The following is a 26,431-nucleotide window of genomic DNA, read 5'->3' on the forward strand; positions in this document are numbered from 1 at the left end:
TTCACGGAGCAGCTCGACTCCCATTCGTCGCCCCGGTTTCGATGTTTGCCGGCACGGCCGGCAATCCATGCCGCTGTGGCGGACAGGATTGCCGCAAGGCGGCGGGTTTAGCCTGTTATCGCGTCAAAACAAGGGTTTGGCTAGCGGGTAGATGCAAGCGGCGTGCCAGTGGGCAGGCGAGATTCTGTTAATTTCCATTAGGTGTCCTGCTGGGTATGGATGGTCTTGATATAAACAAATCAGCCCTCTAAATCGCCGGGATACCGCCATGCGTTTTGCCATTACCTTGTCCGATCGCTTCAAGCCGGTGCTGGACGTCTTCCTGCATGCCGGCTGGCAGCCGTTGAAGCTGTTCTGCACCCCGGTGGACCATCGCATGCATCACCACAAAGAGTCATTGGAGGCGGCGGAGCGCTTGGGCGTGCCGGTGCAATTGTCGCGGATGCGCGAACGCGATTTGCTGGAGCTGGCCGAGCAGGACTGCGAAGCCTTGCTGGTGGCCAGTTACAACTGGCGGGTGCCGGACTGGGAGCCTTATCTGAATTACGCGGTCAACTTCCATCCGTCGCCGCTGCCCATCGGCCGCGGGCCTTACCCCATGGTGAGGGCGATTTTGGACGGTCATCGGCAATGGGGCTGCAGCTGCCACCAATTGACTCGGGAAATGGACGCGGGCGATGTGCTGGCGCAGGAGCAGTTCGCGCTGAGGCCGGACGAAACCCATGAATCGCTGGACGCGAAACTGCAACTGGCGCTGTACCGGCTGGCCGGGCGGGTGGCCGGCGACTTCGCTTCTTTGTGGGAGCAGGCGCAGCCGCAAGGAGAGGGCAGCAGCTACTGGCCGCTGTGGAGGGACGAAGAGAGGATGCTGGATTTCAATCTGTCGGTGGAAGACATCATGCGCCGCGTCCGGGCCTTTGGCGATTTCGAATGCATGGCCACGGTCAACGGCGTCACCGTGCACGTGCACCGCGCGCAAGCCTGGCGCGAGAGCCACGCCTACCCGCCGGGGGCCTTGATTTTGTCCAATGCGCTGAGCCTCTTGGTGGCCGCCGCCGACGGCATGGTGCTGATCAGCGAATGGAGCTTGAACCCGCCCGGCGGCGTTAGCGGCCGTTTGCGCGGGTGAGGCGCGGCCCTGCGGCCGCGCCTGTTCCCATCTTATTTCTTCACGTTAAAGGCTTCCAGCGCCGCCCGCGCCGCGGCGGCGATCACTTCGTCGCTGTGCTTGGCTTCTTTCTTGGCGTGCTTGGTGTAGACCGCCAGCACGATGGGCGCGCGCTTGGGCGGCCAGATCACCGCGAAGTCGTTGGCGGTGCCGTAGACGCCGCAAGTGCCGGTTTTGTCTCCCACTTCCCAGCCGGCCGGCACCGCGGCGCGGATTCTGGCGTTGCCGGTGGTGTTGCCCTTCAGCCAGTCCGCCAGCTGTTGGCGTTGCGGTTCCGGCAGCGCCTTGCCCAGCGCCAGTTTTTGCGCGCTTTCCGCCACCGCTTTGGGGGTGGAGGTGTCGCGCGGGTCGCCGGGGATGGCGGAGTTCAGTTCCGGCTCCCGACGATCCAGGCGGAAGCTGGCGTCGCCGATGGAGCGCATGAAGGCGGTCAGCGCGGCGGGGCCGTTGATTTCCTTGAGCAGCAGGTTGGCCGCGCCGTTGTCGCTGTATTGCACGGAGGCGGCGTTGAGTTCGGCCACGGTCATGCCGCTTGCTTGGTGTTTGGTGGTAATCGGGGACCAATTAGGCAGAGCCGTCTTGCTGTAGCGGATGCGTTTGTCCAGCAGGCTGGGTTTGTCTTGGCTTTGCGCCAGCACTCCCGCCGCCAGAAAGCCTTTGAAAGAGCTGCACATGGGAAAGCGTTCGTTGGGACGGTTGGCCACGGTGGCGCCGGAGCCGGTGTCGATGGCGTAGACGCCGATGCTGCCGCCAAAGTCGCGTTCCAGTTTGGCCAGCTTGTCGGCGGCGACGGCGAGCGGATCGGCTGCGACGGCCTGGGTTAGCGGCGCGGCCAGCGATGCGAATAAAATCAGATGCTTGAACATGGTTTTGGTCCTTCTGCCTGGTTAGAAAGTATGGCGCTATCCTGATGGCGAAGGCTTGGGCTGTAAATCGCGCAAACTGTAACTTGTGTAACTTTATGAGGCGGGCCGGGGGTTGAGGCGGGGGAGTTAGAACCCGTTTTCAACGCTGTATCGGCGACGCGTAACGGATCGTAAACAGGTTTTGGAGGCGGCGAGTTCATTGCCGGCTTGAGCCGCTTGCGCGTTGGGCGATGGAGGACTAGCCCGGTGTGCTGGACAATCTTTGCGAGGAGGCGGCCACGGCCTTGAACCATGCCGTGTGAGAGGGAGGGCGCGGGCTGATCTTGCAATCTCGCGACCCACGGTGAAACGGCGCGCTGCTGGAGCAGGCGAAGCCCAGAAACCGCTGGGGGGTATTGCCTACGGCTCCTCCCGCCCTGCGTGTGGCTGCGTGCTACTGGGCCGGCGTCGTCTCCTGCCAGCCGCCGCCTAGCGCGGCGATCAGCGCCACGCTGCCGGCGTATTGCCGGTTCTTCACGTTCCACAGCGTGGTTTCCGCGTTGATGCGGCCGCTTTGCGCGCTCAGCACATTGAGATAGCTGACGGTGCCGGCGCGGTACTGGTTCAGCGCGATGGTTTCCGCGCGCCGGGCGGCATCCAGCGCGGCCTGTTGCGAGGCGGCTTCCTCGCCCAGCAGCCTTTGCGCGGCCAGATTGTCTTCCACGCTCTGGAAGGCGGACAGCACGGCCAGGCGGTAGCCGGCCACGCTGGCGTCGTAGGCGGCGATGGCTTGTTCTTTCTGGGCGCTGCGCAGGCCGGCGTCGAACAGGCTGAGCGCCAGCGCCGGGCCCAGCGACCAGACGCGGTTGGGCAGGCTGACCCAGTCCGCGAAGCTGGCGCCGCGGTAGCCGCCGCTGGCGGACAGGGTGAGGGTGGGGAAGAAGGCGGCCTGGGCCACGCCGATTTGGGCGTTGGCCTGCGCCACCGCGCGTTCCGCGGCGGCGATGTCCGGGCGGCGCTCCAGCAACTGCGAGGGCAGGCCGGCGGGGATGCTGGGCAAGCGCGGTTCGGCGCCGGCCGCCGGCAGGCTGAAGCTGGCCGGCGCTTGCCCCAGCGCGGCGGCGATGGCATGTTCCAGCTGGGCGCGGGTCAGTTGCTTGTCCGCCCGCTGCGCCTGGGCGCTTTGCCATTGGCTTTCGGCCTGGGCCACGTTGGCGTCGGAAACAATGCCGGCCTGATATTGATTGCGGGTCAACTTCAGCGTTTCCGCCAGCGCTTGTTCATTGGCCTGTAGTTGCCGCAGTTGCAGGTCGGCTACGCTGATTTGCAGATAGGCGGTGGCCAGCTGCGCCTGGGTGCTGAGGCGTATCGCCGCCAGTTGCGCGGCGCTGGCTTGGGCTTTGGCGGAACCGGCTTCTACCGAACGGCGCAGGCCGCCCCACAGGTCTAGTTCCCAGCTGGCGTTGGCGCTCAGATTGTAGCTGGTGGAAGTGGCTTGGCCGGGGGAACTGACGCCGCGGCTTTGGCCGGCGTTGAGGCCCAGGCTGGGGAATAGCCCGGCTTCGGCCTGTTTCAGGAGCGCCTGGGCCTGGCGGTATTGGGCTTCGGCCTGGGCGATGCCGGGGCTTTGCCGGTTCAGGGTGTCCATCAGTTGGTCCAGCCGCGGGTCTTGGTAGATGCGCCACCAGTCGCCGCGAGGAAGGGCATCTTGCGGTTGGGCGCTTTTCCAGCGGCCATCCTCCGGGGGCCGCGAAAAACCTGCTGCGCCGTCCGATAGCTGCGTTGCTCCGTGCTCGCTCCCTCGCTGTACTGTTTGTACTATCTCGGTCGCTGCGCCCCAATGTCTAACGGGGGCGCCTTGCTCTCGATCGGCTCGCGACGGTTCTTCGGAGCCCCCTTCTTTATAGACCGCCGGCACGTCCAGCTTGGGTTTGGCGTAGTCCGGGCCCAGCGCGCAGCCGGCCAACAGCAGCGCGCAGGCCAGCGTAAGGCTTAGTGTTTTCATGGGTTTCATTCCTCGGCTCCACGGTTCAGCGCGGCGCGCGCGGGCCGCCAGCGGCGGCACCACAGCCGGAAGCGGTCCAGATACAGGTAAACGACGGGGGTGGTGTACAGGGTCAGCAGCTGGCTGAGCAGCAGGCCGCCGACGATGGAGATGCCCAGCGGGGTGCGCAGCTCGGCGCCGTCGCCGCGGCCCAGGGCAAGCGGGAGCGCGCCGAACAGCGCGGCCAGCGTGGTCATCATGATGGGGCGGAAGCGCAGCAGGCAGGCCTGGCGTATCGCCTGTTCCGGCGTTTGTCCCTCTTCGCGCTCGGCGCTGAGCGCGAAGTCTATCATCATGATGGCGTTCTTTTTGACGATGCCGATCAGCAGCAGCACGCCTATCAGCGCGATGACATTGAATTCGCCGCCGGTGGCGATGATGGCGAGCAAGGCGCCGACGCCGGCCGAGGGCAGGGTGGAGAGTATGGTGACCGGGTGCACCACGCTTTCGTACAGCATGCCCAGCACGATGTAGACGGCGATCAGCGCGGCCAGAATCAGCAGCGGCTGGCTGTCCAGCGAGGCCTGGAAGGTTTTGGCGCTGCCCTGGAAGCTGCCGTGAATGCTGCTGGGCAGGCCGACGCCGGCCAGCGCCTGGTTGATGGCGTCGGTGGCGTCGGACAGCGCGGCGCCCGGCGGCAAGTTGAAGGAGACGGTGGCGGCGGCGAACTGGCTTTGGTGGTTGACCGACAGCGCGGTGTTGCCGGGCGCCCAGCGGGCGACGGCGGACAGCGGGGTGGGCTGGCCTCCCGGCGTTTGCAGGAAGATGCTGTCCAACCCGTCCGGCCCTTGCCAGTATTGCGGAGCCACTTCCATCACCACGCGGTATTGGTTGAGCGCGTTGTAGATGGTGGAGACCTGGCGCTGGCCGAAGGCGTCGTTGAGCGCGGCGTCAACCTGGGCTTGGGTCAGGCCCAGCCGCGCCATGGCGTCGCGGTCGAAGACCAGTGTGGTTTGCAGGCCTTTGACTTCCTGGTCGGTGTTGACGTCGGCCAACATGGGCAGCTTCATCAGCGCTTGCTGGACTTTGGGCGTCCATTCGCGCAATTGGGTCAGATCGTCGCCTTGCAGGGTGTATTGGTACTGAGCGTTGCTGGCGCGGCCGCCGATGCGGATGTCCTGCACCGCCTGCAGGAAGAGCTGGGCGCCGGGTTCGCGCGCCAGGGTTTTGCGCAGGCGGGCGATGACTTGGTCCGAGCTTTCCTTGCGTTGGCTCAGCGGCTTGAGGCTGACGAACATATTGGCGCTGTTGCGCTGGCCGCCGCCGGTGAAGCCGAGCACGGTGTCCACCGCCGGGTCACGGCTCACCACGGTGATGAAGCGCTGCAGCTTTTGCTGCATGGCCTGGAAGGAGATGTTCTGGTCCGCGCGTATCATGCCGTTGAGCCGCCCGGTGTCCTGTTGCGGGAAGAAGCCCTTGGGCACCGCCAGGTAGAGGTAGACGTTGAGGCCTATGGTGGCGGCCAGGATCAGCATCATCAGCGGGCCGTGGCGCAAGGCCCAATCCAGGCTGCGGCGGTAGCCGTCCAGCATGGCGTCGAAGACGCGCTCGCTCCATTGAAACAGCCGACCGGGCGGCCGTTCTTCGCGCGGTTTGAGCCAGCGCGCGCAGAGCATGGGCGTGGTGGTCAGCGAGACCAGCAGGGATACCAGGATGGCCACGGACAGGGTGACGGCGAATTCGCGGAACAGCCGGCCGATGACGCCGCCCATCAGCAGGATGGGGAGGAAGACGGCGATCAGCGAGACGCTCATGGACAGCACGGTGAAGCCGACTTCGCGCGCGCCGCGCAAGGCGGCCTGCATCGGTTTCATGCCGTCTTCGATGTGGCGGGCGATGTTTTCCAGCACCACGATGGTGTCGTCGACGACGAAGCCGGTGGCGATGGTCAGCGCCATCAGGCTGAGATTGTTGAGAGAGAAACCGGCCAGATACATCACGGCGAAGGCGCCCACTAGCGATACCGGCACGGTGATGGCGGGAATGGCGGTGGCGCGGCCGTTGCGCAGGAACAGGAAGACCACCAGGATCACCAGGGCCACCGAGATCAGCAGCGAACGCTCCACTTCCCGCAGCGAGGCGCGGATGGTGGGACTGCGGTCCATCACCACTTGCATCTTGATGGCGGCGGGGATGGAGGCTTGCAGCTGCGGCAGCAGCGTCTTGACCCGGTCTATGGTTTCGATGATGTTGGCGCCGGGCTGGCGGAACAGCATCAGCATCACCGCCGGCTGCTGGCCCAGGAGGCCGGCGTTGCGCAGGTCCACTACGGAATCCTTGACCTCGGCCACGTCGGCGATGCGCACCGCGGCGCCGTCTTTGTAGCTGACGATCAACGGCAGGTAGTCGCTGGCCTTGGTGGCTTGGTCGTTGGCCTGCACCTGCCAGTGTCGTTCGTCGTTTTCCAGAAAGCCCTTGGGCCGGTTGGCGTTGGTGCCGGCGATGGCGGCGCGCACGGTTTCCATGCCGATGCCGTAATGATTGAGCTGGCGCGGGTTCAGTTCCACCCGTACCGCCGGCTGCGCGCCGCCGCCCACGTTGACGTCGCCTATGCCCTCCACCTGGGCCAGCTTCTGGCCGAGGATGGTGTCGGCTGCGTCGTACATTTGGCCGCGGCTCAGGCTGTCCGAGGTCAGCGCGATGATCATGATGGGCGCGTCGGCGGGGTTGACCTTGCGGTAGGTGGGGTTGGACGGCATGCCGGTGGGCAGCAGGGAGCGCGCGGCGTTGATGGCGGCCTGCACGTCGCGCGCGGCGCCGTCGATGTCGCGGTCCAGCTCAAACTGCAAGGTGACGCGGGTGGACCCCAGCGAGCTGGACGAGGTCATTTCCGTGACGCCGGCGATGCGGCCCAGCGCTCGTTCCAGTGGAGTGGCCACGGTGGCGGCCATGGTTTCCGGGCTGGCGCCGGGCAGGCGCGCGCTGACGGAGATGGTGGGGAAATCCACTTGCGGCAGCGGCGACACCGGCAGCAGCTTGAAAGCCAGCAAGCCGGCCAGCAGGATGGCCAGGGTCAGCAGGGTGGTGGCCACCGGGCGGCGGATGAAGGGGGCGGAGGGGATCATGCCTCGCCCTCGGCGCTCAGTGCCGGCTTGACCTTGCGGCGGAGGCGGCGCGCCAGCCTGTCAAAGGCCAGGTAGATCACCGGGGTGGTGAACAGGGTGAGCACTTGGCTGAGCAGCAGGCCGCCCACCATGGCCACGCCCAGCGGCTGGCGCAGCTCTGAGCCCATGCCGCCGCCCAGCATCAGCGGCAACGCGCCCAGCAGCGCGGCCATGGTGGTCATCAGGATGGGGCGGAAGCGCAGCAGGCAGGCCTGGTAGATGGCGTCGCGCGGGCTCATGCCGTGTTCGCGTTCGGCTTCCAGCGCGAAATCTATCATCATGATGGCGTTTTTCTTGACGATGCCGATCAACAGAATGATGCCGATGATGGCGATCACCGACAGATCGTTGCCGGACAAGAGCAGAGCCAGCAACGCGCCGATGCCGGCCGAGGGCAGGGTGGAGAGAATCGTGATGGGATGAATATAGCTTTCGTACAGCACGCCCAGCACGATGTACATGGTGACGATGGCGGCCAGGATCAGCCACAGAGTGTTGGACAGCGAGGCCTGGAAGGCCAGTGCCGCGTCCTGGAACTTGGTGTCTATGCTGGCCGGCAGGCCCAGCTCGGCCTCGGCCTGGCGGATGGCGTCCACCGCCGCGCCCAGCGAGGCCCCGGGGGCCAGGTTGAAGGATACGGTGGCGGTGGGGAATTGCCCCAGGTGGTTGATGGCGAGCGCGGCGGGGCGCTCCTCTATGCTGGCCACCGCGTCCAGCGGCACCGGGCCGCCGTTGGCGGTGGGCACGTACAGGCTTTTCAGGGACAGCGGGTCTTGCTGGTGCTGAGGGTCCACTTCCAGCACCACGCGGTATTGGTTGGTCTGGGTGAAAATGGTGGAGATCAGCCGCTGGCCGAAGGCGTCGTAGAGCGCGTTGTCGATGGCGGCGGTGCTGACGCCCAGCCGCGCGGCGGTGTCGCGGTTGATGTTGACGAAGGCTTGCAGGCCCTTGTCTTGCAAGTCGCTGGCCACGTCGGCCAGCTGCGGCAGCCGGCGCAGCTTTTCCACCAGTTTGGGCGTCCAGGCGGACAGGTCCTCGGCGCTGGTGGCTTGCAGCGTGAACTGGTACTGGGTGCGGCTGACGCGGGAATCTATGGTCAGATCCTGCACCGGCTGCAGATAGAGCGCCATGCCCGGCACCGTGTCGGCCTGGTGCTGCAGCCTGCTCAGCACGGTGCGGATATCGTCGCGCTGTTCCTTGGGTTTGAGGTTGATCAGCAGCCGGCCGTTGTTGAGCGCGGCGTTATTGCCGTCCACGCCGATGAAGGAGGACAGGCTGTCCACCGCCGGGTCTTTGAGCAGCTGCTGCGCCAGCGCTTCCTGCTTGCGCGCCATGGCGCTGAAGGAGATGGACTGCGAGGCCTCGCTGACGCCCTGGATGGCGCCGGTGTCTTGCAGCGGAAAGAAGCCTTTGGGCATGGCCAGATAGAGCGCGGCGGTCAGCGCCACGGTGGACAGCGCCACCAGCAGGGTGAGCGTCTGCCGCTCCAGCACCCAGGTCAGCATGCGGCCGTAGCGGGCGATCACCCGGTCGAAGAAGCGGCCGCTGGCGTGGTAGAAGCGGCCTTGCTTGTCTTCCGGCACGTGTTTGAGCAGGCGCGCGCACATCATCGGCGTCAGCGTCAGCGAGATGAAAGCCGAGATCAGGATGGACACCGCCAGGGTGACGGCGAATTCGCGGAACAGCCGGCCCACCACGTCGCCCATGAACAGGAGCGGAATCAGCACGGCGATCAGCGAGATGGTCAGCGAGATGATGGTGAAGCCTATCTGCTTGGAGCCCTTTAGCGCCGCGGCCATCGGCGTTTCGCCGTCTTCGATGTAACGCGCGATGTTTTCTATCATCACGATGGCGTCGTCCACGACGAAGCCGGTGGCGATGGTCAGCGCCATCAAGGTGAGGTTGTTGATGGAGAAACCGGCCAGGTACATCACGCCGAAGGTGCCCACCAGGGACAGCGGCACCGCCACCGCGGGGATGACAGTGGCCGGCACATTGCGCAAAAACAGGAAGATCACCATCACCACCAGGGCGATGGCCAGCATCAGTTCGAACTCCACGTCCGCCACCGAGGCGCGTATGGTCACGGTTCGGTCGCTCAGCACCTTGACGTCCACCGCGCCGGGCAGGGAGTCGCTTAGCTGCGGCAGCAGGCGCTTGATGCGGTCAGCCACCTGGATGACGTTGGCGCCGGGCTGGCGTTGCACATTGAGAATGATGGCGGGGGTGGCGCCGGCCCAGGCGGCCAGGCGGATGTTTTCCGCCGAATCCACCACTTGGGCCACGTCGGACAGGCGGATGGGCGCGCCGTTGCGGTAGGCGATGACGACGCCGCGGTATTCATCGGCGGATTTGAGCTGATCGTTGCCGTCTATGGTGGAGGCCTGGTGCGGGCCGTCGAAGCTGCCCTTGGCCTGGTTGACGTTGGCGCTGGCGATGGCCGTGCGCACGTCTTCCAGCGTCAGGCCCAGCGAGGCCAGCTGGCGCGGATTGGTCTGGATGCGCACCGCCGGGCGCTGGCCGCCGCTGATGCTGACCAGGCCCACGCCGGGCACTTGCGACAGCTTCTGCGCCAGCCGGGTGTCGACCAGGTCTTCCAGCTTGGTCAGTTGCAGCGTGGGCGAGGTGACGGCAATGGTCATGATCGGGGTGTCAGCCGGGTTGACCTTGCTGTACACCGGCGGATTGGGCAGGTCGGATGGCAGCAGGTTGCCGGCGGCGTTGATGGCCGCCTGCACTTCCTGCTCGGCCACGTCCAGGCTCAATTCCAGGCTGAATTGCAGGGTAATCACCGAGGCGCCGCCGGAGCTGGTGGACGACATCTGAGACAGGCCGGGCATCTGGCCGAACTGGCGCTCCAAGGGCGCGGTGATGGAGGAGGTGATCACCTCCGGGCTGGCGCCCGGGTATTGGGTGACCACCTGGATGGTGGGGTAGTCCACTTCCGGCAGCGCGGACACCGCCAACATGCGCCAGGCGGCGAGGCCGGTAAGCAGAATGGCCACCATCAGCAAGGTGGTGGCCACCGGCCGCAAAATGAACAGGCGCGAGGGATTCATGCCGTTTCTCCGCGCTTATTGCGCCGCCGAGGCGCGGCGTTTGCCGGCCGCGCCGCTGCCGTCGCGTTTGTGGCGTCCGTTTTTGCCAGCGGCCTGGGCGGCCTGGAGGTTTTGCGCGGCGCGGTCCACCACCGTGACCTTGGCGCCGTCGCGCAGTTTGTCCAGGCCGTCCACCACCACGCGCTGGCCGGGCTTCAGGCCTTGTTCGATGACGACGATGTCGCCGACGCGCGCGCCGGCGCTCACCTGGTTCAGGCTCACGCTGCTATCCGCGTTGACGGTATAAACGTAGCTGCCCGCCTTGCCCAGCTGCACTGCGGCGGCGGGCACGGTGACGGCGTTTTCCTGTTCGCCCAGGCTCAGGCGCACATTGACGAATTGATTGGGGAACAGGGCCTCGTCGGCGTTGGCGAAGCGGGCCTTGAGGTTGACGGTGCCGGTGCTGGTGTTGAGCTGGTTGTCTATGGCCAGCAATTTGCCGTCGGCCAGCTTGTTGCGGTTGTCGCGGTCCCAGGCTTCCACCGCGAGGCCGGCTTGGGCGCGGCTGGCCCGCAATACCGGCCCCAGGCTGACTTCCGGCACGGAGAACAGCACATTGATGGGCTGAGTTTGGGTAATCACCACCAAGCCGTTGGCGTCGCTGGCGTGGACGATGTTGCCCGGGTCCACCTGGCGCAGGCCGGCGCGGCCGGACACCGGCGCGGCGACGCGGCTGTAGCTGAGCTGCAGCCGGGCGTTGTCCACCGCGCCCTGGTCCAGCTTGACCGTGCCCTGGTACTGGCGCACCAGCGCCGCCTGGGTGTCCACTTGCTGTTTGGCGATGGAGTTCTGTTCCAGCAGTTGACGGTAGCGGTTCAGATCCAACTGGGCGTTTTGCAGCAGCGCCTGGTCGCGCAGCAACTGGCCTTCGGCCTGGGCCAGCGCGGCCTGGAATGGCCTCGGGTCCAATTCCGCCAGCAACTGGCCTTGTTTGACCGGCTGGCCTTCTTCGAAATGCAATTTGTCCAGCTGGCCGTCCACGCGGCTGCGCACGGTGACGGTGTAAGTGGAATTGACGGTGCCCAGCGCGCTGATCTGCAAGGGGACGTTCTGCCGCTGCGCGGCGGCCACGCCCACGGCCGCCGGCGGCGCGGCGCGGCGTTGGCCCGCGGGGTCCGCGGCCGTGTGTTGCCGCCACCACCAGCCGCCCAACGCGAGCGCGACGATAAGGCCCCAGCACAGCGGAGAGCGGTAAAACGGGCGGCGAGGCGCGGCGGATTGGATCACGGCGGGGCTCCAGGAGTGCGGCGTTGGAGCGGCGAGGGCCGCTCCGGATCGTTCAAAGGCGACCGCCGGCATGGATGGGCGGTGAGGGGCGCCGCAGCAGGCCGAGGGTCGATGCTTACGGCATTATGCGCTCCTTGTTTGAACCGGGCTTTGCTTGCGTCGGCGATTGTATGTCGAATTGTTGCAAGACTTGTCGAAATGTAAGGTGCGGGCGGGTGGCGGCGAAATGCCAGGCCAGTTGCTGCGCGCGCTGGCGATAGGAGGGCTTGGACAGCATGCGCCGCAACAGAGGCGGCAGCCGGCCGGTTTCGATGTGGTGGCGGCGCAGCATGACGCCGGCGCCGTAGGCTTCGATATGCCGCATTGCCAGCAGCTGGTCCATATTGGACGGGATGCCGATCACCGGGCGGCCTTGCTGCAGCGCCTGGTAACTGGTGGGGCTGCCGCCATTGCAAATCACCAGGTCCGCGCGGGCGGCGGCGGCCTCGCCGGGCAGGAAGTCGGCGCTGAACAGGCCGGAGCGCTGCGGCAGCCGCTGGCGGCGGCCGGTGCTGGCGATGACTTGCAGCCCTTCGCCCAGCAGTTGATCTATCAGGGTGGGCAGCAGGGCCAGATTGCCGGAGGAACCCAGCGACAGGTAGACGGTGGGGCGGTCTTGCAGTTGAGGCCACCAGTCCGGCAACGGGCCGCCCGGCGACCAGGTGACCGGGCCCAGATAGTGGTGGTGGGCGGGCAGCGGGCCCAGCGGCACCAGCTCCGGCGAATCGTAGTACAGCACTTGATCGCCGTGGCTCCAGGCTTCGAAGCAATTGGCGAAGGGGGCCAGGCCGTAGTGGGCTCGGGCGCGGTTGAGCGAGCGCGCCAGCAAGCGGGTGGCCAGCGGGGTGATCCAGCGCATCAGCGGCGTCATCACGGGCAGGCGGTGCAGATTGATCTTGGCCAGCTCCGGCACCGGCAGCGGCTCCGGCCGGCGGTGGGGGCTCCAGTAAGCGTTGATCAGGTTGATCAGCGGTTTGCCGGAGAGCGCGGCGCTGATGCCCAGCGAGTGGCGGAAGTCCCCGACGATGATGTCCGGGTCCAGGCGTTCGATCAGACGCAATTCTTCTTCGGCGTAGGCGATGATTTCCTCGCGGCGGTACAAGGCCTTGCCGTTGTCCACGGCGTGAAGAAAATCTTCGCAGCTCTTGGTGAGCAGCGGATGGTAATGGATGTCCTGGCGTTGGTAGAGGTAATCGAAGCGCGGCGCGGCGGCCAGATGGATATCGTAGTCCGAGGCGGGCAGCGCGGCGGCCAGGGTATAGGGGCGGGCGACATGGGCCAGGGTGACGGCCTCGCCGACGAAGAGGATTTTCTGCTTGCGTGGGTTCATGGCGGTTCTTGGGAGATGGGAGAGGGAGGCAAGGCCGTCCGGCGGGGCCGGACGGCGCGGGGCGGGCCTTAGAACGTGTTTACGATCGCGCCCTTGCTCGCGAGTCTTTGAACCGGTTCTTGGCCTTTGTGGACCTGGACACGCCACAGCTCGCGTCCGCGCGAGGCGCGTGTCATCGCGCGGCGGCCGTGCAGGCTGTTGTAGTTGTCGATCAGCACTAGATCGCCGTCGTGCCAGTCGTGCTCAATCAGGTTTTCCGGCGCGTAAGCCCGTTCCAGCAATTCTTGGACCAGGTTGGGGTAGTCGTCGGCGCGTTCTTCCACGTCGACAAAGAACTTTTGCAGTTCGGAGTTGCTGTTCTCCTGGAAACGCAGCACCGCTTCGCCGGTGTCCGGGTGGGTTTCCACCAGCGGATAGACGCGGGCGTCGCCGCCGAAATAGGTGAACTTGGTGTGGTAGCGGATTTGCAGCCGCTCCCATTCGGCCAGCGTGGCCGTCGGCACTTGGCGCAGGATGTTGCGCGCGTCCACCAGCGTGGTCTGGCCTTCGCCGTGTTGCGGCGCTGTCTTGCAATACAGCGCGAACAGGCTGGCGCTGAAGCGCGGGTTCTTGCGCACGAACTCATTGTCGGCCGGCAGCATGCTCAAATCCCAGTGCAGCGGCAGTTCCTCGAAGGAGTGGACGAAGCCGTCGGCGTCTTCCTCCGGCTTGACCTTGTGCACCGCGCCGAACTGCCAGATGTAAGGGGTGCCGAACTGGGCGCTGAAGTCGATCAGATTGTCCTCGTTCTCCACGGCGAAGCCGCGCAGTGCGACGAAGCCGAAGAGCTGAGCCAAGCGGGTCAAGGCCGGGCGCGGCAGCGACAGGCAGTTGGCGCCGGGGCGGCGGTTTTCGATCAACAGGCCGAAGCGGCCGGCCAGCATGACCGATAGTTCGCAACCTTCCCATTCCGCGCCGGCTTGTTCCAGGTAGAGCCAGGGTTGGCCGTCGAAGCTCACCGCCTTGGCGCGGCGCGCGTCCAGCGCCTGGCGCTTGGAGACCAGCTCGCCGCGGCCGGCCAGGTTCAGCAGGTAGACGCGGTGCCAGGGCAAGGCCGCCTCGGCCTGGGCCGGAGACAGGCGGATGGGGAATTTGCCGCCGGGCGAGCCGGATGGGTGGATGGTCAACCGGATGGCTTCCGGGAAGTGTTCGGCCAGCATCGCGTCCAGCGCGATGCCGCGCCAGGCCAGACGCAGCGCGCGCCGCGGCCAGTCCTCGGCCTCGGCGATGCCGCGCGCGGCATTGTCTTCGCGCAGCAGGTCCAGCCATTGCGGCTGGCGTCCGGCCTGGTTTTCCGGCAGCGGCTGGGAGAAGTCCGCGGCCGCGGCGGGCAGGTAGCGGCGCAGCACGCTTTCCGCGCGGTCGCGCTGGCGGTCGAAGCCGGGCTGGACGCTGGCGTAGTCATGCCAGCGCAGCACCGGGCTGGCGTAGAGAGCGCGCAGCCGGCGGTGGTAGTCGTTGGCCGTGTCGCGCGGGATGTCCAGCAGGTCGTGGAAGCTCAGGCCGTCGCTGAACAGTTCCAGCGCGCAACCAGCCGGGTAGACGCGGCCGACGGCGCGGCACAGTTGGTCCAGCCGTTCCAGCGCCGCGTATTCGGCGTAGTCGGGGCGGTCGGACGCGGTTTTGTCGCGGGTGTTGGGGGATTTCAGCGGAAAGCCCGGCAGCAGCAGTTGCAGCGGCTGTTGCCGGCGCACGAAGCGCTCCACTTGAGCGCTCAGCGCCTGGCGGTAGGACTCAAGCTGCGGGTGGTCCGGATCGCCCTGGAAGGCGTCGAGCAAAATGGAGACGATGGAAGCGACAAGGGGTTCGTTTTGCATGGCGATACTCGAAATGAACAATAAGGGGAGGGGCTTCAGGCGGCGGTGGCGATGAAGTGGCTTGGCCGGCCGTCGACAAAGACCAAGGCGGACTGGTTTTCGTCGATGTCGCTGCGCTTTTTCAACATCACGCCGTGCTCGTGCTTGATCGCGGCCGCGTGCCAGGGCGTCAGCCAGGCATCGACGCTGTCCACCAGCCGCACGCCGATCTTGGACGACACGCGAAATTGCGGATGGATGGACAGGCGCAGGCTGTCCGGAAACGCGCGTTCCAGCAGCCGGCTCCAGGCGTTGCTGCGCTGAATCACTCGATAGGCGTTGGCGCGCGCCATTTTCTGCAAACTGGTCTTGCTGTGGCCGGCAAAGCGCTCCATGCCTTGCGCGTCCTCGAACAGGAAGCGGGTAATGCCCTGGTACATCGCGCGCATCGCAGGTTCGTCCTGGCATTGGCGTTTGATCTGCTCGATGGAGTCGCTGTAAAGAATCAGCAATTCTTCGCGCTGCGAATCCAGGTCGCCGATATAGCTGAAGTGATCTTTCAAGTCGTAAAAGCGAAAGCTGTCTCCATGGCGCTGCCGCGCATAGCGAATCAAGTCGTCCATATAGGCGGCGACTTCCGCGTCCGGGATATACACCACGTCGGAAAAACAATATCCGTCCGAACAAATGGCGACTTGAGCGCCCGGCGGGTAGATGCTCTGAATGTCTTTGCAAAGCTGATGCAGATTATCCATCGCGTGGCGCTCGGCCAAATCGGGCATCGCGCCCAGGGTTTTATTGCGATTGGGCGATTTGCCGGGGAAGGCCGGCAGAATCATTTGCAGCGGCTGGCGGCGGGTTACGGCGGCTTGAATCTTGGGAAGGTGAGGGGCCATTTCCGCGTCCAGATCTTCCGTTGCGGTTAGATCCTCCGGGTGAATGCGGCGCAGTTTGAAAACCAGCCCCAGTATTTGCCGGGCCAGATCCGCCGCGGAAACTCCAAATGGGTGAAAAACAGGGTCGACAATGGCGTTCATGGTTTATCTCAATTGGTTGTGGAATCAAAAGCGATGGCATTGCCACTTGCCCGCGTTCATGCGCGAGCGTTTTGCTTATCGTTATGTGGTAACCAAAATAATGGAAAGGACACGATTTGCTTTTAGTAAGCGCGGCCATTTTATGGCAGATGTTGAGAGCGGGCGAAAAAATTAGCCGCTATAGAGTTATGAGTAATCGTTATATTGATATGCGGAAGGGGTTGAACGAATAAGGTACGAGTGGTTTTTTATTTAATTGGGGTAGTTTTTGTTCAGTGTGGAAGTGTGAAAATTGTAAATACGGTTGTGACGATTTGTGATGCCTAATTTGTTTTAATTTGGATTAAATTTAAAATTTTCTTTGTATGACAAGGTTTTATTTGTCATTTTTGCAAATGAGATTCATTCATGTTTGTAAACGGGGCAAGACGACGGTCGACTGTGAGTTTTCCCATGAAACCACGGTGCGACGGCTCGGTCGCGCCGCGCTTCAAGCCGCGTGCTGGAGCGGGGTAGACGGGTGAAAACTGTATGATTCATGCGACAGATCCGTCGCGCGGCGCTCGCGGGACCTTGTCACAGGCTCTTGGTCGCAGTCCAACCGGGTGCGATATTCCTTTGCGAACATGACATTTTCGTTTTTTAAGCTCCAAAGCCATGTTTGACTAGTCAACAGTCGTGGTTGCTGTCATTCTTTTGGGTTTCGATTACGACTGCCTGTCGTTGCGACAACAGGCCGCCGGCTGGCCGCAGCGAGCCGAAAGCAATGTCGCCGAGCAGGCGCACTTGAGACAAAGAGATGGAAAAAAAACAAGAGAGCCAAGAGCTTAGGCGCACCTTGCAGGCGCGCCACCTGTCGATGATCGCCATCGGCGGCTCCATTGGCACCGGCCTGTTCCTGGCCTCCGGCGCCACCGTGGCGTCGGCCGGCGCCGGCGGCGCCTTGATCGCCTACGCGCTGATCGGCCTGATGGTCTACTTCCTGATGACCAGCTTGGGCGAAATGGCCGCCTTCATGCCGGAGTCCGGCTCCTTCCAGGTTTATGGTTCGCGCTTCGTCGATCCGGCCTTTGGTTTCGCCCAGGGTTGGAACTACTGGTACAACTGGGCCATCACCGTGGCGGTGGAGTTGGCCGCGGCCGCCATCATCATGCATTACTGGTATCCGGCAGTGCCCGGCATCGTCTGGAGCGCCGGCTTCCTATTGATCATCTTCGTGCTCAACTATTTCTCGGTGAAGGGCTTTGGTGAGGCCGAGTTCTGGTGCTCGATGCTCAAGGTGGCCACCATCGTCGCCTTCATCATCATTGGCTTTTTGATGATCTTCGGCATCATGACCGACCCCAACCCGCAGCGCATCGCGCCGGGTTTGTCGGTGATGCAGCAGGGACAAGGCCCGTTTGTGGGCGGCCTGGCCGCTTTCGTGGGCGTGGCCATGATCGTGGGTTTTTCCTTCCAGGGCACGGAGTTGATCGGCGTGGCCGCCGGAGAATCCGCCAATCCGGGCAAGACCATCCCGCGCGCGGTGCGGCAGATTTTCTGGCGCATCCTGATGTTCTACATGCTGTCCATCCTGATCATCGGCCTGATCCTGCCGTACAACGATCCGCTGCTGCTGAAGAACGATATGAAGGACGTGGGCGCCAGCCCGTTCACTCTGGTGTTCAATCGCGCCGGCTTCGCCATGGCGGCCAGCCTGATGAACGCGGTGATCCTGTCCGCCATCCTGTCCGCCGGCAACTCCGGCATGTACGCGTCCACCCGCATGCTGTACACCATGGCGCGCAACAAGATGGCGCCCAAGCGCTTTGCCGAGCTGTCCAGCAACGGAGTGCCGCGCAATGCCTTGTACGCCACCAGCGTGATCGCCGCGCTGTGCTTCTTGACCTCGCTGTTTGAAACCAACGCGGTCTATCTGTGGCTGCTGAACTCCTCCGGCATGACCGGCTTCATCGCCTGGTTGGGCGTGGCCATCAGCCACTACCGCTTCCGCCGCGCCTATGTGAAGCAGGGCCATGATCTGGCCGACCTGCCTTACCAGGCCAAGTGGTTCCCGCTGGGGCCGCTGTTCGCCTTCGCCTTGTGCCTTCTGATCATGCTGGGCCAGAACTACGAGGCCTTCATCGGCGGACATATCGACTGGAGCGCCGTGATCGCCACCTACCTGGGCATTCCGTTGTTCCTGGCTCTGTGGCTGGGCTACAAGTTCAAGCACAAAACCCGGATGGTGGCGCTGGAAGAGATTGCTTTCAGCGAGGCGCTGATCAAGGCTCGTTCCTTGCGCCAAGAGAACGAGAACGGCAAGCTGGCCGCCGCCACGCGCTGATCCGTTGTGAATTCTGCCGGCCTTGGGGCGGCAGTGAGTCAAACAGCCCGGCATTGCCGGGCTGTTTGACGTAAGAGACTGATTGCTATGGATTTGGCGCCGGCGAGGGGCGCGCTCTCGATGCGCCGAAACCGGCGAGGGGCGCCGGAGTCCGAGCGAGAGCCGGTTGCAATATTGATGAATTGTGTAATATGGCGGCTGGCGCCGCGCCCGCGGCCGTTCTCGATCTGAATTCGATGGTTTCGGAGTCATCCCACCATGCAGTTGCTGACAATATTCATAACAAAGTTTCTGTTTGTGATGGCGGCCTTGCTGCCGATCATGAATCCTCCGGGGCTGGTGCCCATTTTCATCTCGATGACGGCGCGCAATACGCCGCAGCAGCGACGTTACCTGGCGCGCCGCATCGCCATGTATTGCGCCTTGCTGCTGTTGGGCAGCATGTTCACCGGCGGTTATGTGCTGTCTTTCTTCGGCGTGTCCTTGCCGGTGGTGCAGTTGTCCGGCGGCCTGCTGATTACTTTCGCAGCCTGGCGCATGCTCAACGACGCGCCGCCGGAGAGCAATCCCACTTCCACCGATCAGCCCATTCAGGCGGAAAACCACGACGCGCTGAAGCAACGCGCCTTCTATCCGTTGACCTTTCCGCTGACGGTGGGGCCGGGCTCCATCTCGGTGGCCATCACCATGGGCGCTTCGCTGACCGATACCGGCAAGGGCATCGTCAAATACGCGATCTCGCCGCTGGCCGGCGGCTGCGCGGTGCTGGTGTGCAGCGTGCTGGTCTATCTGTGCTACCGCCACGCCGATAAATTACTGCGTTATCTGGGCCAGACCGGCTCGGTGGTGTTTCTGCGGCTGTCCGCCTTCATCCTGCTGTGCCTGGGGGTGCAGATCATGTGGGACGGCTTCGGCGCCCTGGTCGCCCTGTTGGTGCAGGATGTGTTGCCGCACAAGTGAGCGGGATGATTGGACATCTTTTGATGTGAGGCAAATACCGTATCGGCCAAAATAAGCATACTGCGCTTATGACAAATGTCTTAAGAACAGGAGTTTGCCATGGCGACCAGCGCTTTCTTCATTCCCTGCGTCAACCTGATGGGCGCGGGCTGTTTGCAACAAGCCGTTGAGACCATGCGCGGTTACGGCTACCGCAAAGTATTGATGGTGACGGATACCGGCCTGGTGAAAACCGGCTTGGCCGGCCGCGTCACGGAATTGCTGGGCGGCGTCGGCATCGCCACCGTGCTGTTCGACGGCGTGCACCCCAATCCCACCACCGCCAATGTCGGCGCCGGCCTCGCGCTGTTGCGCGAGCATGGCTGCGACGCCGTGGTGTCGCTGGGCGGCGGCTCGCCGCACGACTGCGCCAAGGGCATAGCCCTGGTAGCGGCCAACGGCGGCAAGATCCAGGATTACGAGGGTGTGGACAAGTCCGCCAAGCCGCAACTGCCGCTGGTGGCGATCAACACCACGGCCGGCACCGCCTCGGAAATGACCCGCTTCTGCATCATTACCGACGAATCCCGCCACATCAAAATGGCCATCGTGGACAAGCACACCACGCCGGTGCTGTCGGTCAACGATCCGGAAACCATGGCCGGCATGCCGGCGTCGCTGACCGCGGCCACCGGCATGGACGCGCTGACCCACGCGGTGGAGGCTTACGTTTCCACCATCGCCACGCCCATCACGGACGCTTGCGCCTTGAAGGCGGTAACGCTGATTGCCGGCCACTTGCGCCGCGCGGTGCGCCACGGCCTGGACATGGAAGCGCGGGAGCAAATGGCTTACGCGCAGTTCCTGGCCGGCATGGCCTTCAACAACGCCTCTCTGGGCTATGTGCACGCGATGGCGCACCAGTTGGGCGGCTTCTACGATCTGCCGCACGGAGTGTGCAACGCGGTGCTGCTGCCGCATGTGCAGGCTTTTAATGCCAAGGCGGCCGGCCAGCGTCTGGCCGACGTCGGCGCGGCGCTGGGCGTGGCCGCCAACGCGGAAGCGGCGATCGCCGCCATACGCCAATTGGCGGCTGACGTAGGCATTCCGGCAGGATTGACGCAGTTGGGGGTCAAGGAAGAGGATATTCCGGAGCTGGCCGCCAACGCCTTGAAGGACGCTTGCGGCCTCACCAATCCGATCCAGGCCAGCCATGAAGAAATCTGCGCGATTTTCAAGGCCGCGCTGTAGAAGTGGATGGCCGCGGTGTAACAACCGCGGCCAAACGGGCGGCCCAGCCGCCTTTTTTTGACCATTAAATATCGTAATGCGATATTTCTGACGACGCCGCACCGCCTCCGCCGCCAGATGAAATAAGGAGTGACGCAATGGACGCAAAAATCCGCCTGTTGCCGGTGAGCGAATACCGGCAGGGCCTTGAGAACGCTTTTCTGATTGAGGAAACCTGGCCCAAGGGTCTGCCTCGGCAGGCGTTGGATGCCGCCCACTGGCTGAAAAGCGTGGCGCCGGCGCCCGGCCTGCTTAACTGGCTGCGTCAGGACGAACGCCATTGGCCCACATTCTGTGAAGTGTATTGGGCTGATTTGGCAGCGAATCCGCAGCGCTGGTGGCCGCTTTGGAAGGCCAGCCGCGGCGGCGGCCTGGTGCTGTTGCACGCAGGCGGCGGCGAGCGGCAGCCGGCGCAGGCCTTGGCGCAGTTCCTGGGCGATAAGCTGGACGAGATAGAACGCATCGAGGCGGGGGAGTTGGCTTCGCCGGTGTGCTACCGCGCTTTGCTGGACGGTTGAGCCGAACGAGGTGACCCGCGTGTCCGACCCCCCGAATTTTTCCAAGCAGGATTTCGAACGTCTGGCGGATTTCCGCTACCGCTTGCGCCGTTTCCAGCGTTTTAGCGAAGAGGCGGCCCAGCGCCATGGCATCACCATGCTGCAATACCTGCTGTTGTTGCAGATCAAGGGCTTTCCAGGACGGGACTGGGCCACCGTGGCCGAGCTGGCCGAGCGGCTGCAGTCGCACCATCACAGCGTGGTGGGCCTGATCAGCCGCTGCGAGCAGCAACAATTGGTGGCGCGCAGCCCGGGGCGGGACGACCGCCGCTGCGTGGAAGTGCGGCTGACGCCCAAGGGCGAGGCGCTGGCGGAACGCCTGGCGCGCGAGCACCGCGAGGAGTTGCAGGCCCTGCGGCGGCTGGGCGACGTGCTGTCCCTGGACCACCTGCTGCAAGCTCAGGATTGACGCCGGCGCGGTAGATTTTGCCATGGCGCTCTGGCATGATTTTGACATTGCTTTGGCGTGCGGAGACATCCCGTGAACATATTGTTGGTTGAGGACGACCTGGCATTGGGCGAGGCGCTGGGGCAGGCCTTGCGCCAGGCCGGTTTTCGCACCGTCTGGGTGCGGAGGCTGAAAGAAGCGCGCACTTTTCTGGCCGATGAGCCGCAGGACGCCTTGCTGCTGGATCTGGGGCTGCCGGACGGCGAGGGCCTGCATTTGCTGCAGGAGTTGCGCGGCAACGGATCGACGCTGCCGGTGATCATCCTGACCGCGCGCGACGCGCTGGAGAGCCGGCTGACCGGCCTGCACAACGGCGCCGACGACTATCTGGTCAAGCCTTTCGCCATTCCGGAACTGCTGGCCCGGCTGCAGGCGGTGACCCGGCGCAGCAGCGGCTTCGTGTCGGCCAATTGGCAGATCGGCGATTTATGCATCAACGCCGACACCCGCGAGCTGTCGATGAACGGCGCGGCGGTAGCCTTGTCGCCGTCGGAATTCGCGCTGATGTTCGAACTGGTGCGCAAGGCCGGCAAGGTGGTTAGCCGCGAGCACCTGGTGGAGCATCTGTGCTGCGAATCCGACAACGCGCTGGAGGTGCATGTCCACAATTTGCGGCGCAAGCTGGGTTCGGACTGGATCCGCACCATTCGCGGCGTCGGCTATCTGTTGCCCAAGCCGGCATGATCATTCCCTCGCTGGCGCGGCGTTCGCTCTACCGGCGGCTCTTATGGACCAGCCTGAGCTCCCTGCTGGCGGTATGGCTGGTCCTGTTCGCCTGGTTTTACTGGGAAGTGACCCGTGTGGGGTCCGGCTACCTGGACGGGGATCTGCGCGGACTGGCGCGCACGCTGGCTACCGTCTACAGCGCCGACGTCAAGCCCGGGGAGCGCGTGCGCATCGTCGATCAACTGATAGGCCAGTTTGGCCATGGCTATAGCGAAAAGCCGCCGCTGCGCAGCGAGCTGGCCTACCGCATCGTCGACAAGCGCCAGCATTTGCTGGCGGTGTCCAATACCTGGCCGGAACTGGCGCAGCCTGTCAGCGCCGACGCGCCGGCCAACCAGGGACGCTGGCGCATCCTGGTGGTCGACGCCGCCGATGCGCCGGTGCAGGTGCAACTGGCGGTGGCGCGCAGCTTCGTGCAGCGGGTGCAGGCCGAGATCTTGGTCTTCTTTCTGATGCCGCTGATCGCTGCTGTGCCCATCATCATGTTGCTGCTGCGCGTCGGCTACGGCCGCGCCTTGCAGCCCTTGGCGACGCTGGCCACCACCATTACCTCGCGCGATGTGCAATCGACGGCGCCGCTGGCCTGCGCCGATCCCGAATACCAGGAACTGCGGCCGGTGTTCAATTCCGTCAACGAGCTGTTGTCGCGGCTGGCCACCTTTCGCGAAGGAGAGCAGCGCTTCTTCGCCGACGCCGCGCACGAACTGCGCACGCCGCTGGCGGCGATTGGCGCGCAAGTGCATTTGCTGGCGCGGGCGGAGTCCGAGCAGGAGAGGGCGGCGCTGGCGGCCTTGCTGGACGCCAGCATAGGCCGCAGCGGCGAACTGGTGGGCAAGCTGCTGACGCTGTCGCGGCTGGACGCGGAGTCGGCGCGGGTGCGGCCGGTGTCCTTCGACCTGGGGGCGTTAGCGCGCGCGGCCTTGGCGCGGCATGTGCCGCGGGCGATGGAGCGCAACATCACCTTGGCTTACGACGGCGCGCAGACGGCGGCTTGCTGCGGCGACGCCAGCGCGATGGACAGCTTGCTGGATAATTTGCTGGACAACGCCATCCGTTACTGCCCGGACGGCGCGTCCATCAATGTGGAAGTCAGCGAGGGGTTCTCCAATCTGCGGCTGGCGGTGCTGGACGACGGTCCGGGCATCGAGCCGCAGTGGCGCGAGCAGGTGTTGAAGCGTTTTGTGCGCCTGCCCGACAACACCGTCACCGGCAGCGGCCTGGGGCTGGCCATTGTCAAGCGGGTGGTGGAGCTGCACGGCGGCAGCCTGCTGTTGACCGATGGCCTGCACGGCAACGGCCTGGGAGTGGAAATCCGCCTGCCGCGCTGCGCCGCGCCGGAGGCCCCGGCCGCGGAGCGCGGGGCGCAGCCGGCATAGCTCAAGGCGTGGTCTTGTCCGAGCCCTCCCAGCCGCCGCCCAAGGCGGCGATCAGATTGGCCGCCGCCAGCAGCTGCTGGCGGCGCGCGCCTTGTACGCCCTGTTCCGCCTGAAGCTGCGCCAGCTGTGCGCGCCATTCCGCCTGGCCGTCGCTGAGGCCCACGCCGCGAGCGTCGCGCTCGGCGCGCAAGCGGCGGCTGGCGTCCGCGTATTGGCGCTGCTTGGCTTCCTGGTCCGTGCCGGCGAAGTGAGCGGCGGCGGCCGCGTCTTCCACTTCGTACACCGCGCGGGTGACCGCGCCGCGCCAGGCCGCGTATTGTTCTGCGGCGGCAGAACGCGCGCGCTGGGCTTCGGCCTTGCGCTTGCCGGCGTCGAACAGCGGAATGTCCAACTGCGGCAACAGCGACCAGTTCAGCACCTTGCTGCCGCGCAATGCGGACCAGCTGCCGGCGCTGATGCCCAGGCCGCCGTTCAGCGTCAGCGACGGCCAGCGAGCCGCCTCCGCCTCGTCGATGCGAGCGCGCGCGGCGTCGTAGCGGGCCTGGGCCGCGCTGAGGTCCGGCCTGCGTTGCAGCAGCCGGGCCGGCACTTCGCCGCCCACTTCCGGCAGCCTGAGTTCGCGCAGCGGCCGCGCCGGCGGCAAGCCGCAGGCGTTCGGCATTTGGGCGGCCAGCTGGCATAGGCTGCGTTCCACCCGCTTCAGCGCGTCGCCTTGCTGGGCAAGCAGGCGGGCGGCTTCGCTGGCCTCGCTATCCGGCTCCAGCAACTGCTTGCCACTGGCCAGGCCGACGCGGCGTTTGGCGGCGACCCCGGCCAGCAGGCGCTGGCGCAGCCGCGCGGCCTCCCTGAGCAGTTCGACGTCGGCGGCCAGCTCCGCCCGCGTCAGCCACAGTTCCGTGGTCTGCCGCGCCAGGCTCAGGCCCAGCGCGTCGAGGTCGCCGCCGCTGGCCTTGAGATCGGCGCGGCCGGCGCGGACCGCGGCGCTGACCCGGCCGCGCAAGTCCACCTCATAGCCCAGCGCCAGCCGCGAGCTGTAGCGGGTGCTGGGGTTGGCGGTGTCTTCGCCGACTTCGCCCAAATCGAACTTGGACAGCTTGCGCCGCTCTACCGATTGCTCGAAGTCCAGCTTGGGGTAGCGGTCTGCGTTGAGCACGCCCAGTTCGGCGCGCGCGGCGTCCAGCCGCGCCAGGCTGGCGGCGAGGTCGATGTTGCCCTCGCGCACCGTCGCGATCCACCGGCTGAGACCGGGATCGCCGAAACCGTCCCAGGCTTGGGCGTCCGGCGCATGGCCGGGCAGAGCCTGGCTGTAGCGCTCCGGCAGCGCCGGCGCGGGGCGCGAAGGTTCCATCCCGGCGCAGCCGCCAAGCGTCAGGAGCAGGAGCAGAGCGATGGGCCGCATCATGGTTTGCCCGCCTTGTCTTGCCGGGAGATGCGCACCAGCACCCGCTGGCCGATGCGGATTTCCGGCGCGTCCACCAGCGCCAGCACGCATTCAATCACCCGCACATCTTGTTTTTCATTAGGGTCGTCGTTGTCCGGACGGTTGCCGAACACCTGGCCCAGCCGCAGCACCTTGGCTTTGTAGACCTTGGTTTCGTCCGCCTCCAGCGTCACTTCCGCCGCCTGTCCGGGCGTTACCACGCCGACGTAACGTTCTTCCAGGTCGGCGCGGACGATGCGCGGCCCGTTGGGGGCGAACATGAACAGCGGCGTCACGTTCAGCGTGGAGGTGCCGTCGCCGGGGCGGGCCTGACGGCGGATGATGCGCCCGGCCAGCGGCGCGCGCACCACGTGCTGGTCCACTTCCAGTTTGCTGGCGGCCACTTGCGCGTCGGCGGTGGCTACCGCCGCCTGCTGACGGGCCAGTTCGGAGGCGCTGAGCCTGACCTGATCGCGGGCGTTGTCTTTTTCCTGTTTGGACACCACCTCGTCGCCGCTTAGCGCGGACACCCGTTGCAGCTCGCGCTGAGCGATGGCGTGCTTGACCTGCAGCAGCGTCAGCGCCTGCCGCGCCTCGTCGCGCTCCTGCTCGCGCACCTTCATCGCCAGGTTGGCTTCGCGGTCGTCGATCCGGGCCAGCACCGCGCCGGGTTTGACCTCGGCGCCTTCCTCCACGGACACCTCTCGGATAATGCCCGCGCGCGGCGCGGCGATATTGATCACTCCGCCTTCTATGCTGACGCGGCCCTTGGCGATGGCGGCCCAAGGGGATTGCTGAACCGGCGCGGGAGGCGGGGGCTCGGAGCAGCCGTTCAATAACAGGCTCAGCGCCAGCAGCGAGCCCAGGCGCAGCGGGGTCTTGGGAATAGGGCTGCTCATGCTACCTCCATCGGCGTGTTATGGACGCGCAGATCCTTGACCACCTGGCCGTCTTCCAGGGTGATGACGCGGTCGGCGTGCTTGATCAGGCGGTTGTCGTGGGACACGCCCAGCACCGTGGTGCCTTGTTCCTGGGCGATCTGGTGCAAGAGGTCGATCACCACTTGGCCGTTGTGGCTGTCCAGAGCGCTGGTGGGCTCGTCGGCGAACATCAGCTTGGGCCGCTTGACCAGCGCGCGGGCGATGGCGACCCGTTGTTTTTCGCCGCCGGACAGCTCCATCGGCCGCAGCTTGGCGCGCGGGCCCAGGCCCACCAGCTCCAAGGCTTCCTGCGCGCGTCTCTCGGCTTCGGCCTTGGTGATCTTGGGGCCGTAGTTCAGGGGCAGCAGCACGTTTTCCAGTGCGGTCAGCGAGGCGAACAGGTTGAAGCCCTGGAATACGAAACCGCAATGCTCCAAGCGGAAGCGGCTCAATTCTTCTATGGATCGCTTGGTCAGTTCCAGCCCCAGCGCGGTGACGCGGCCGGAGCTGGGCGGCAGCAGGCCGGAAAGCACGGACAACAAGGTGCTTTTGCCGGATCCGGACGGGCCGATGATCAGGGTCAGTTCGCCGGGCAAGATGGACAGCGAGATATTGGTGAGCACGGTTTGCTCGGTCTTGCCGTTGCTGAACGAACGGTTCAGGTTTTCGCCGACGATGGCGGGAGAGGCGGACATGAGAGTC

The 26,431-nt window shown here is 65.1% G+C and carries 19 protein-coding genes; 8 read left to right on the forward strand and 11 right to left on the reverse strand.

The genetic code is table 11. The features are described 5' to 3' along the window. The first annotated feature begins 268 nt into the window (after positions 1-268). Positions 269-1,129: a formyltransferase family protein gene (locus MOV80_RS15870; protein ID WP_043592264.1), complete on the forward strand. Its 861-nt coding sequence runs from the start codon at positions 269-271 to the stop codon at positions 1,127-1,129. A 32-nt stretch (positions 1,130-1,161) separates the two neighbouring features. Here MOV80_RS15870 and blaCRH read toward each other — a convergent pair whose 3' ends face one another. The 8 genes from blaCRH to MOV80_RS15910 all read right to left on the reverse strand — a co-directional run bounded on the left by blaCRH (position 1,162) and on the right by MOV80_RS15910 (position 15,727). Further along, on the reverse strand, positions 1,162-2,034 hold the full coding sequence (gene blaCRH / locus MOV80_RS15875; RefSeq protein WP_249605295.1) for a CRH family carbapenem-hydrolyzing class A beta-lactamase: 873 nt from the start codon (positions 2,032-2,034) through the stop codon (positions 1,162-1,164). A 433-nt stretch (positions 2,035-2,467) separates the two neighbouring features. After that, positions 2,468-4,018 carry an efflux transporter outer membrane subunit gene (locus MOV80_RS15880; RefSeq protein WP_249605296.1) on the reverse strand — a complete coding sequence of 517 codons (1,551 nt, stop codon included), beginning with the start codon at positions 4,016-4,018 and terminating at the stop codon, positions 2,468-2,470. Between the two features lie 5 nt (positions 4,019-4,023). After that, the gene (locus MOV80_RS15885; protein ID WP_019099880.1) at positions 4,024-7,122 is read right to left on the reverse strand and encodes a multidrug efflux RND transporter permease subunit; all 3,099 of its coding nucleotides are present in this window, start codon (positions 7,120-7,122) and stop codon (positions 4,024-4,026) included. Then, on the reverse strand, positions 7,119-10,220 hold the full coding sequence (locus tag MOV80_RS15890; protein ID WP_249605297.1) for an MdtB/MuxB family multidrug efflux RND transporter permease subunit: 3,102 nt from the start codon (positions 10,218-10,220) through the stop codon (positions 7,119-7,121). Before MOV80_RS15890 ends, MOV80_RS15885 begins: the two co-directional genes overlap by 4 nt. A 15-nt stretch (positions 10,221-10,235) precedes the next feature. After that, positions 10,236-11,486 (reverse strand): MdtA/MuxA family multidrug efflux RND transporter periplasmic adaptor subunit, encoded by a 1,251-nt coding sequence (locus MOV80_RS15895; protein WP_249605298.1) that lies wholly within the window; start codon positions 11,484-11,486, stop codon positions 10,236-10,238. Between the two features lie 115 nt (positions 11,487-11,601). Further along, the gene (locus MOV80_RS15900) at positions 11,602-12,855 is read right to left on the reverse strand and encodes a nucleotide disphospho-sugar-binding domain-containing protein (RefSeq protein ID WP_118267205.1); all 1,254 of its coding nucleotides are present in this window, start codon (positions 12,853-12,855) and stop codon (positions 11,602-11,604) included. A 68-nt stretch (positions 12,856-12,923) separates the two neighbouring features. Beyond that, positions 12,924-14,711, reverse strand: coding sequence for an L-tyrosine/L-tryptophan isonitrile synthase family protein (locus MOV80_RS15905; RefSeq protein WP_249605299.1), 1,788 nt, complete (start codon positions 14,709-14,711; stop codon positions 12,924-12,926). Positions 14,712-14,746: 35 nt separating this feature from the next. Continuing rightward, entirely contained in the window at positions 14,747-15,727 is a 981-nt protein-coding gene (locus MOV80_RS15910; protein ID WP_052052092.1) for an isocyanide synthase family protein, read from the reverse strand. Between the two features lie 799 nt (positions 15,728-16,526). On the opposite strand from MOV80_RS15910, the gene MOV80_RS15915 reads away from it, so the two are divergent. The 7 genes from MOV80_RS15915 (at position 16,527) to MOV80_RS15945 (ending at position 23,389) form a co-directional block, all read left to right on the forward strand. Next, the gene (locus tag MOV80_RS15915; protein WP_249605300.1) at positions 16,527-18,053 is read left to right on the forward strand and encodes an amino acid permease; all 1,527 of its coding nucleotides are present in this window, start codon (positions 16,527-16,529) and stop codon (positions 18,051-18,053) included. Between the two features lie 258 nt (positions 18,054-18,311). After that, positions 18,312-19,013 carry a MarC family protein gene (locus tag MOV80_RS15920; protein WP_019103223.1) on the forward strand — a complete coding sequence of 234 codons (702 nt, stop codon included), beginning with the start codon at positions 18,312-18,314 and terminating at the stop codon, positions 19,011-19,013. Positions 19,014-19,112: 99 nt separating this feature from the next. Next, the gene (gene yiaY / locus MOV80_RS15925) at positions 19,113-20,243 is read left to right on the forward strand and encodes an L-threonine dehydrogenase (protein ID WP_019103222.1); all 1,131 of its coding nucleotides are present in this window, start codon (positions 19,113-19,115) and stop codon (positions 20,241-20,243) included. A 137-nt stretch (positions 20,244-20,380) separates the two neighbouring features. Then, entirely contained in the window at positions 20,381-20,800 is a 420-nt protein-coding gene (locus tag MOV80_RS15930; RefSeq protein WP_052052093.1) for a DUF488 family protein, read from the forward strand. Between the two features lie 19 nt (positions 20,801-20,819). Further along, entirely contained in the window at positions 20,820-21,248 is a 429-nt protein-coding gene (locus MOV80_RS15935) for a MarR family transcriptional regulator (RefSeq protein WP_039756027.1), read from the forward strand. Between the two features lie 72 nt (positions 21,249-21,320). Then, complete coding sequence (locus MOV80_RS15940; RefSeq protein ID WP_019103219.1) at positions 21,321-21,971, forward strand: response regulator transcription factor; 651 nt, start codon at positions 21,321-21,323, stop codon at positions 21,969-21,971. Beyond that, a complete protein-coding gene (locus tag MOV80_RS15945) occupies positions 21,968-23,389 on the forward strand; it encodes an ATP-binding protein (protein ID WP_043592159.1) in 1,422 nt (473 codons plus the stop codon). Before MOV80_RS15940 ends, MOV80_RS15945 begins: the two co-directional genes overlap by 4 nt. A 1-nt stretch (position 23,390) precedes the next feature. On the opposite strand, the gene MOV80_RS15950 is transcribed toward MOV80_RS15945, so the two are convergent. From MOV80_RS15950 to MOV80_RS15960, 3 genes are read right to left on the reverse strand one after another with little or no spacing between them, the layout of a single operon-like run. Next, positions 23,391-24,791, reverse strand: a complete 1,401-nt coding sequence (locus MOV80_RS15950; protein WP_249605301.1) for an efflux transporter outer membrane subunit — start codon at positions 24,789-24,791, stop codon at positions 23,391-23,393. Beyond that, a complete protein-coding gene (locus MOV80_RS15955) occupies positions 24,788-25,708 on the reverse strand; it encodes an HlyD family efflux transporter periplasmic adaptor subunit (protein WP_019103215.1) in 921 nt (306 codons plus the stop codon). The genes MOV80_RS15950 and MOV80_RS15955 overlap by 4 nt, the downstream gene beginning before the upstream one ends. Beyond that, a complete protein-coding gene (locus MOV80_RS15960) occupies positions 25,705-26,424 on the reverse strand; it encodes an ABC transporter ATP-binding protein (protein ID WP_019103214.1) in 720 nt (239 codons plus the stop codon). The genes MOV80_RS15955 and MOV80_RS15960 overlap by 4 nt, the downstream gene beginning before the upstream one ends. Between the last annotated feature and the right edge of the window lie 7 nt (positions 26,425-26,431).

This window comes from Chromobacterium sp. IRSSSOUMB001 (assembly GCF_023507765.1).
GTDB lineage: Bacteria > Pseudomonadota > Gammaproteobacteria > Burkholderiales > Chromobacteriaceae > Chromobacterium > Chromobacterium haemolyticum.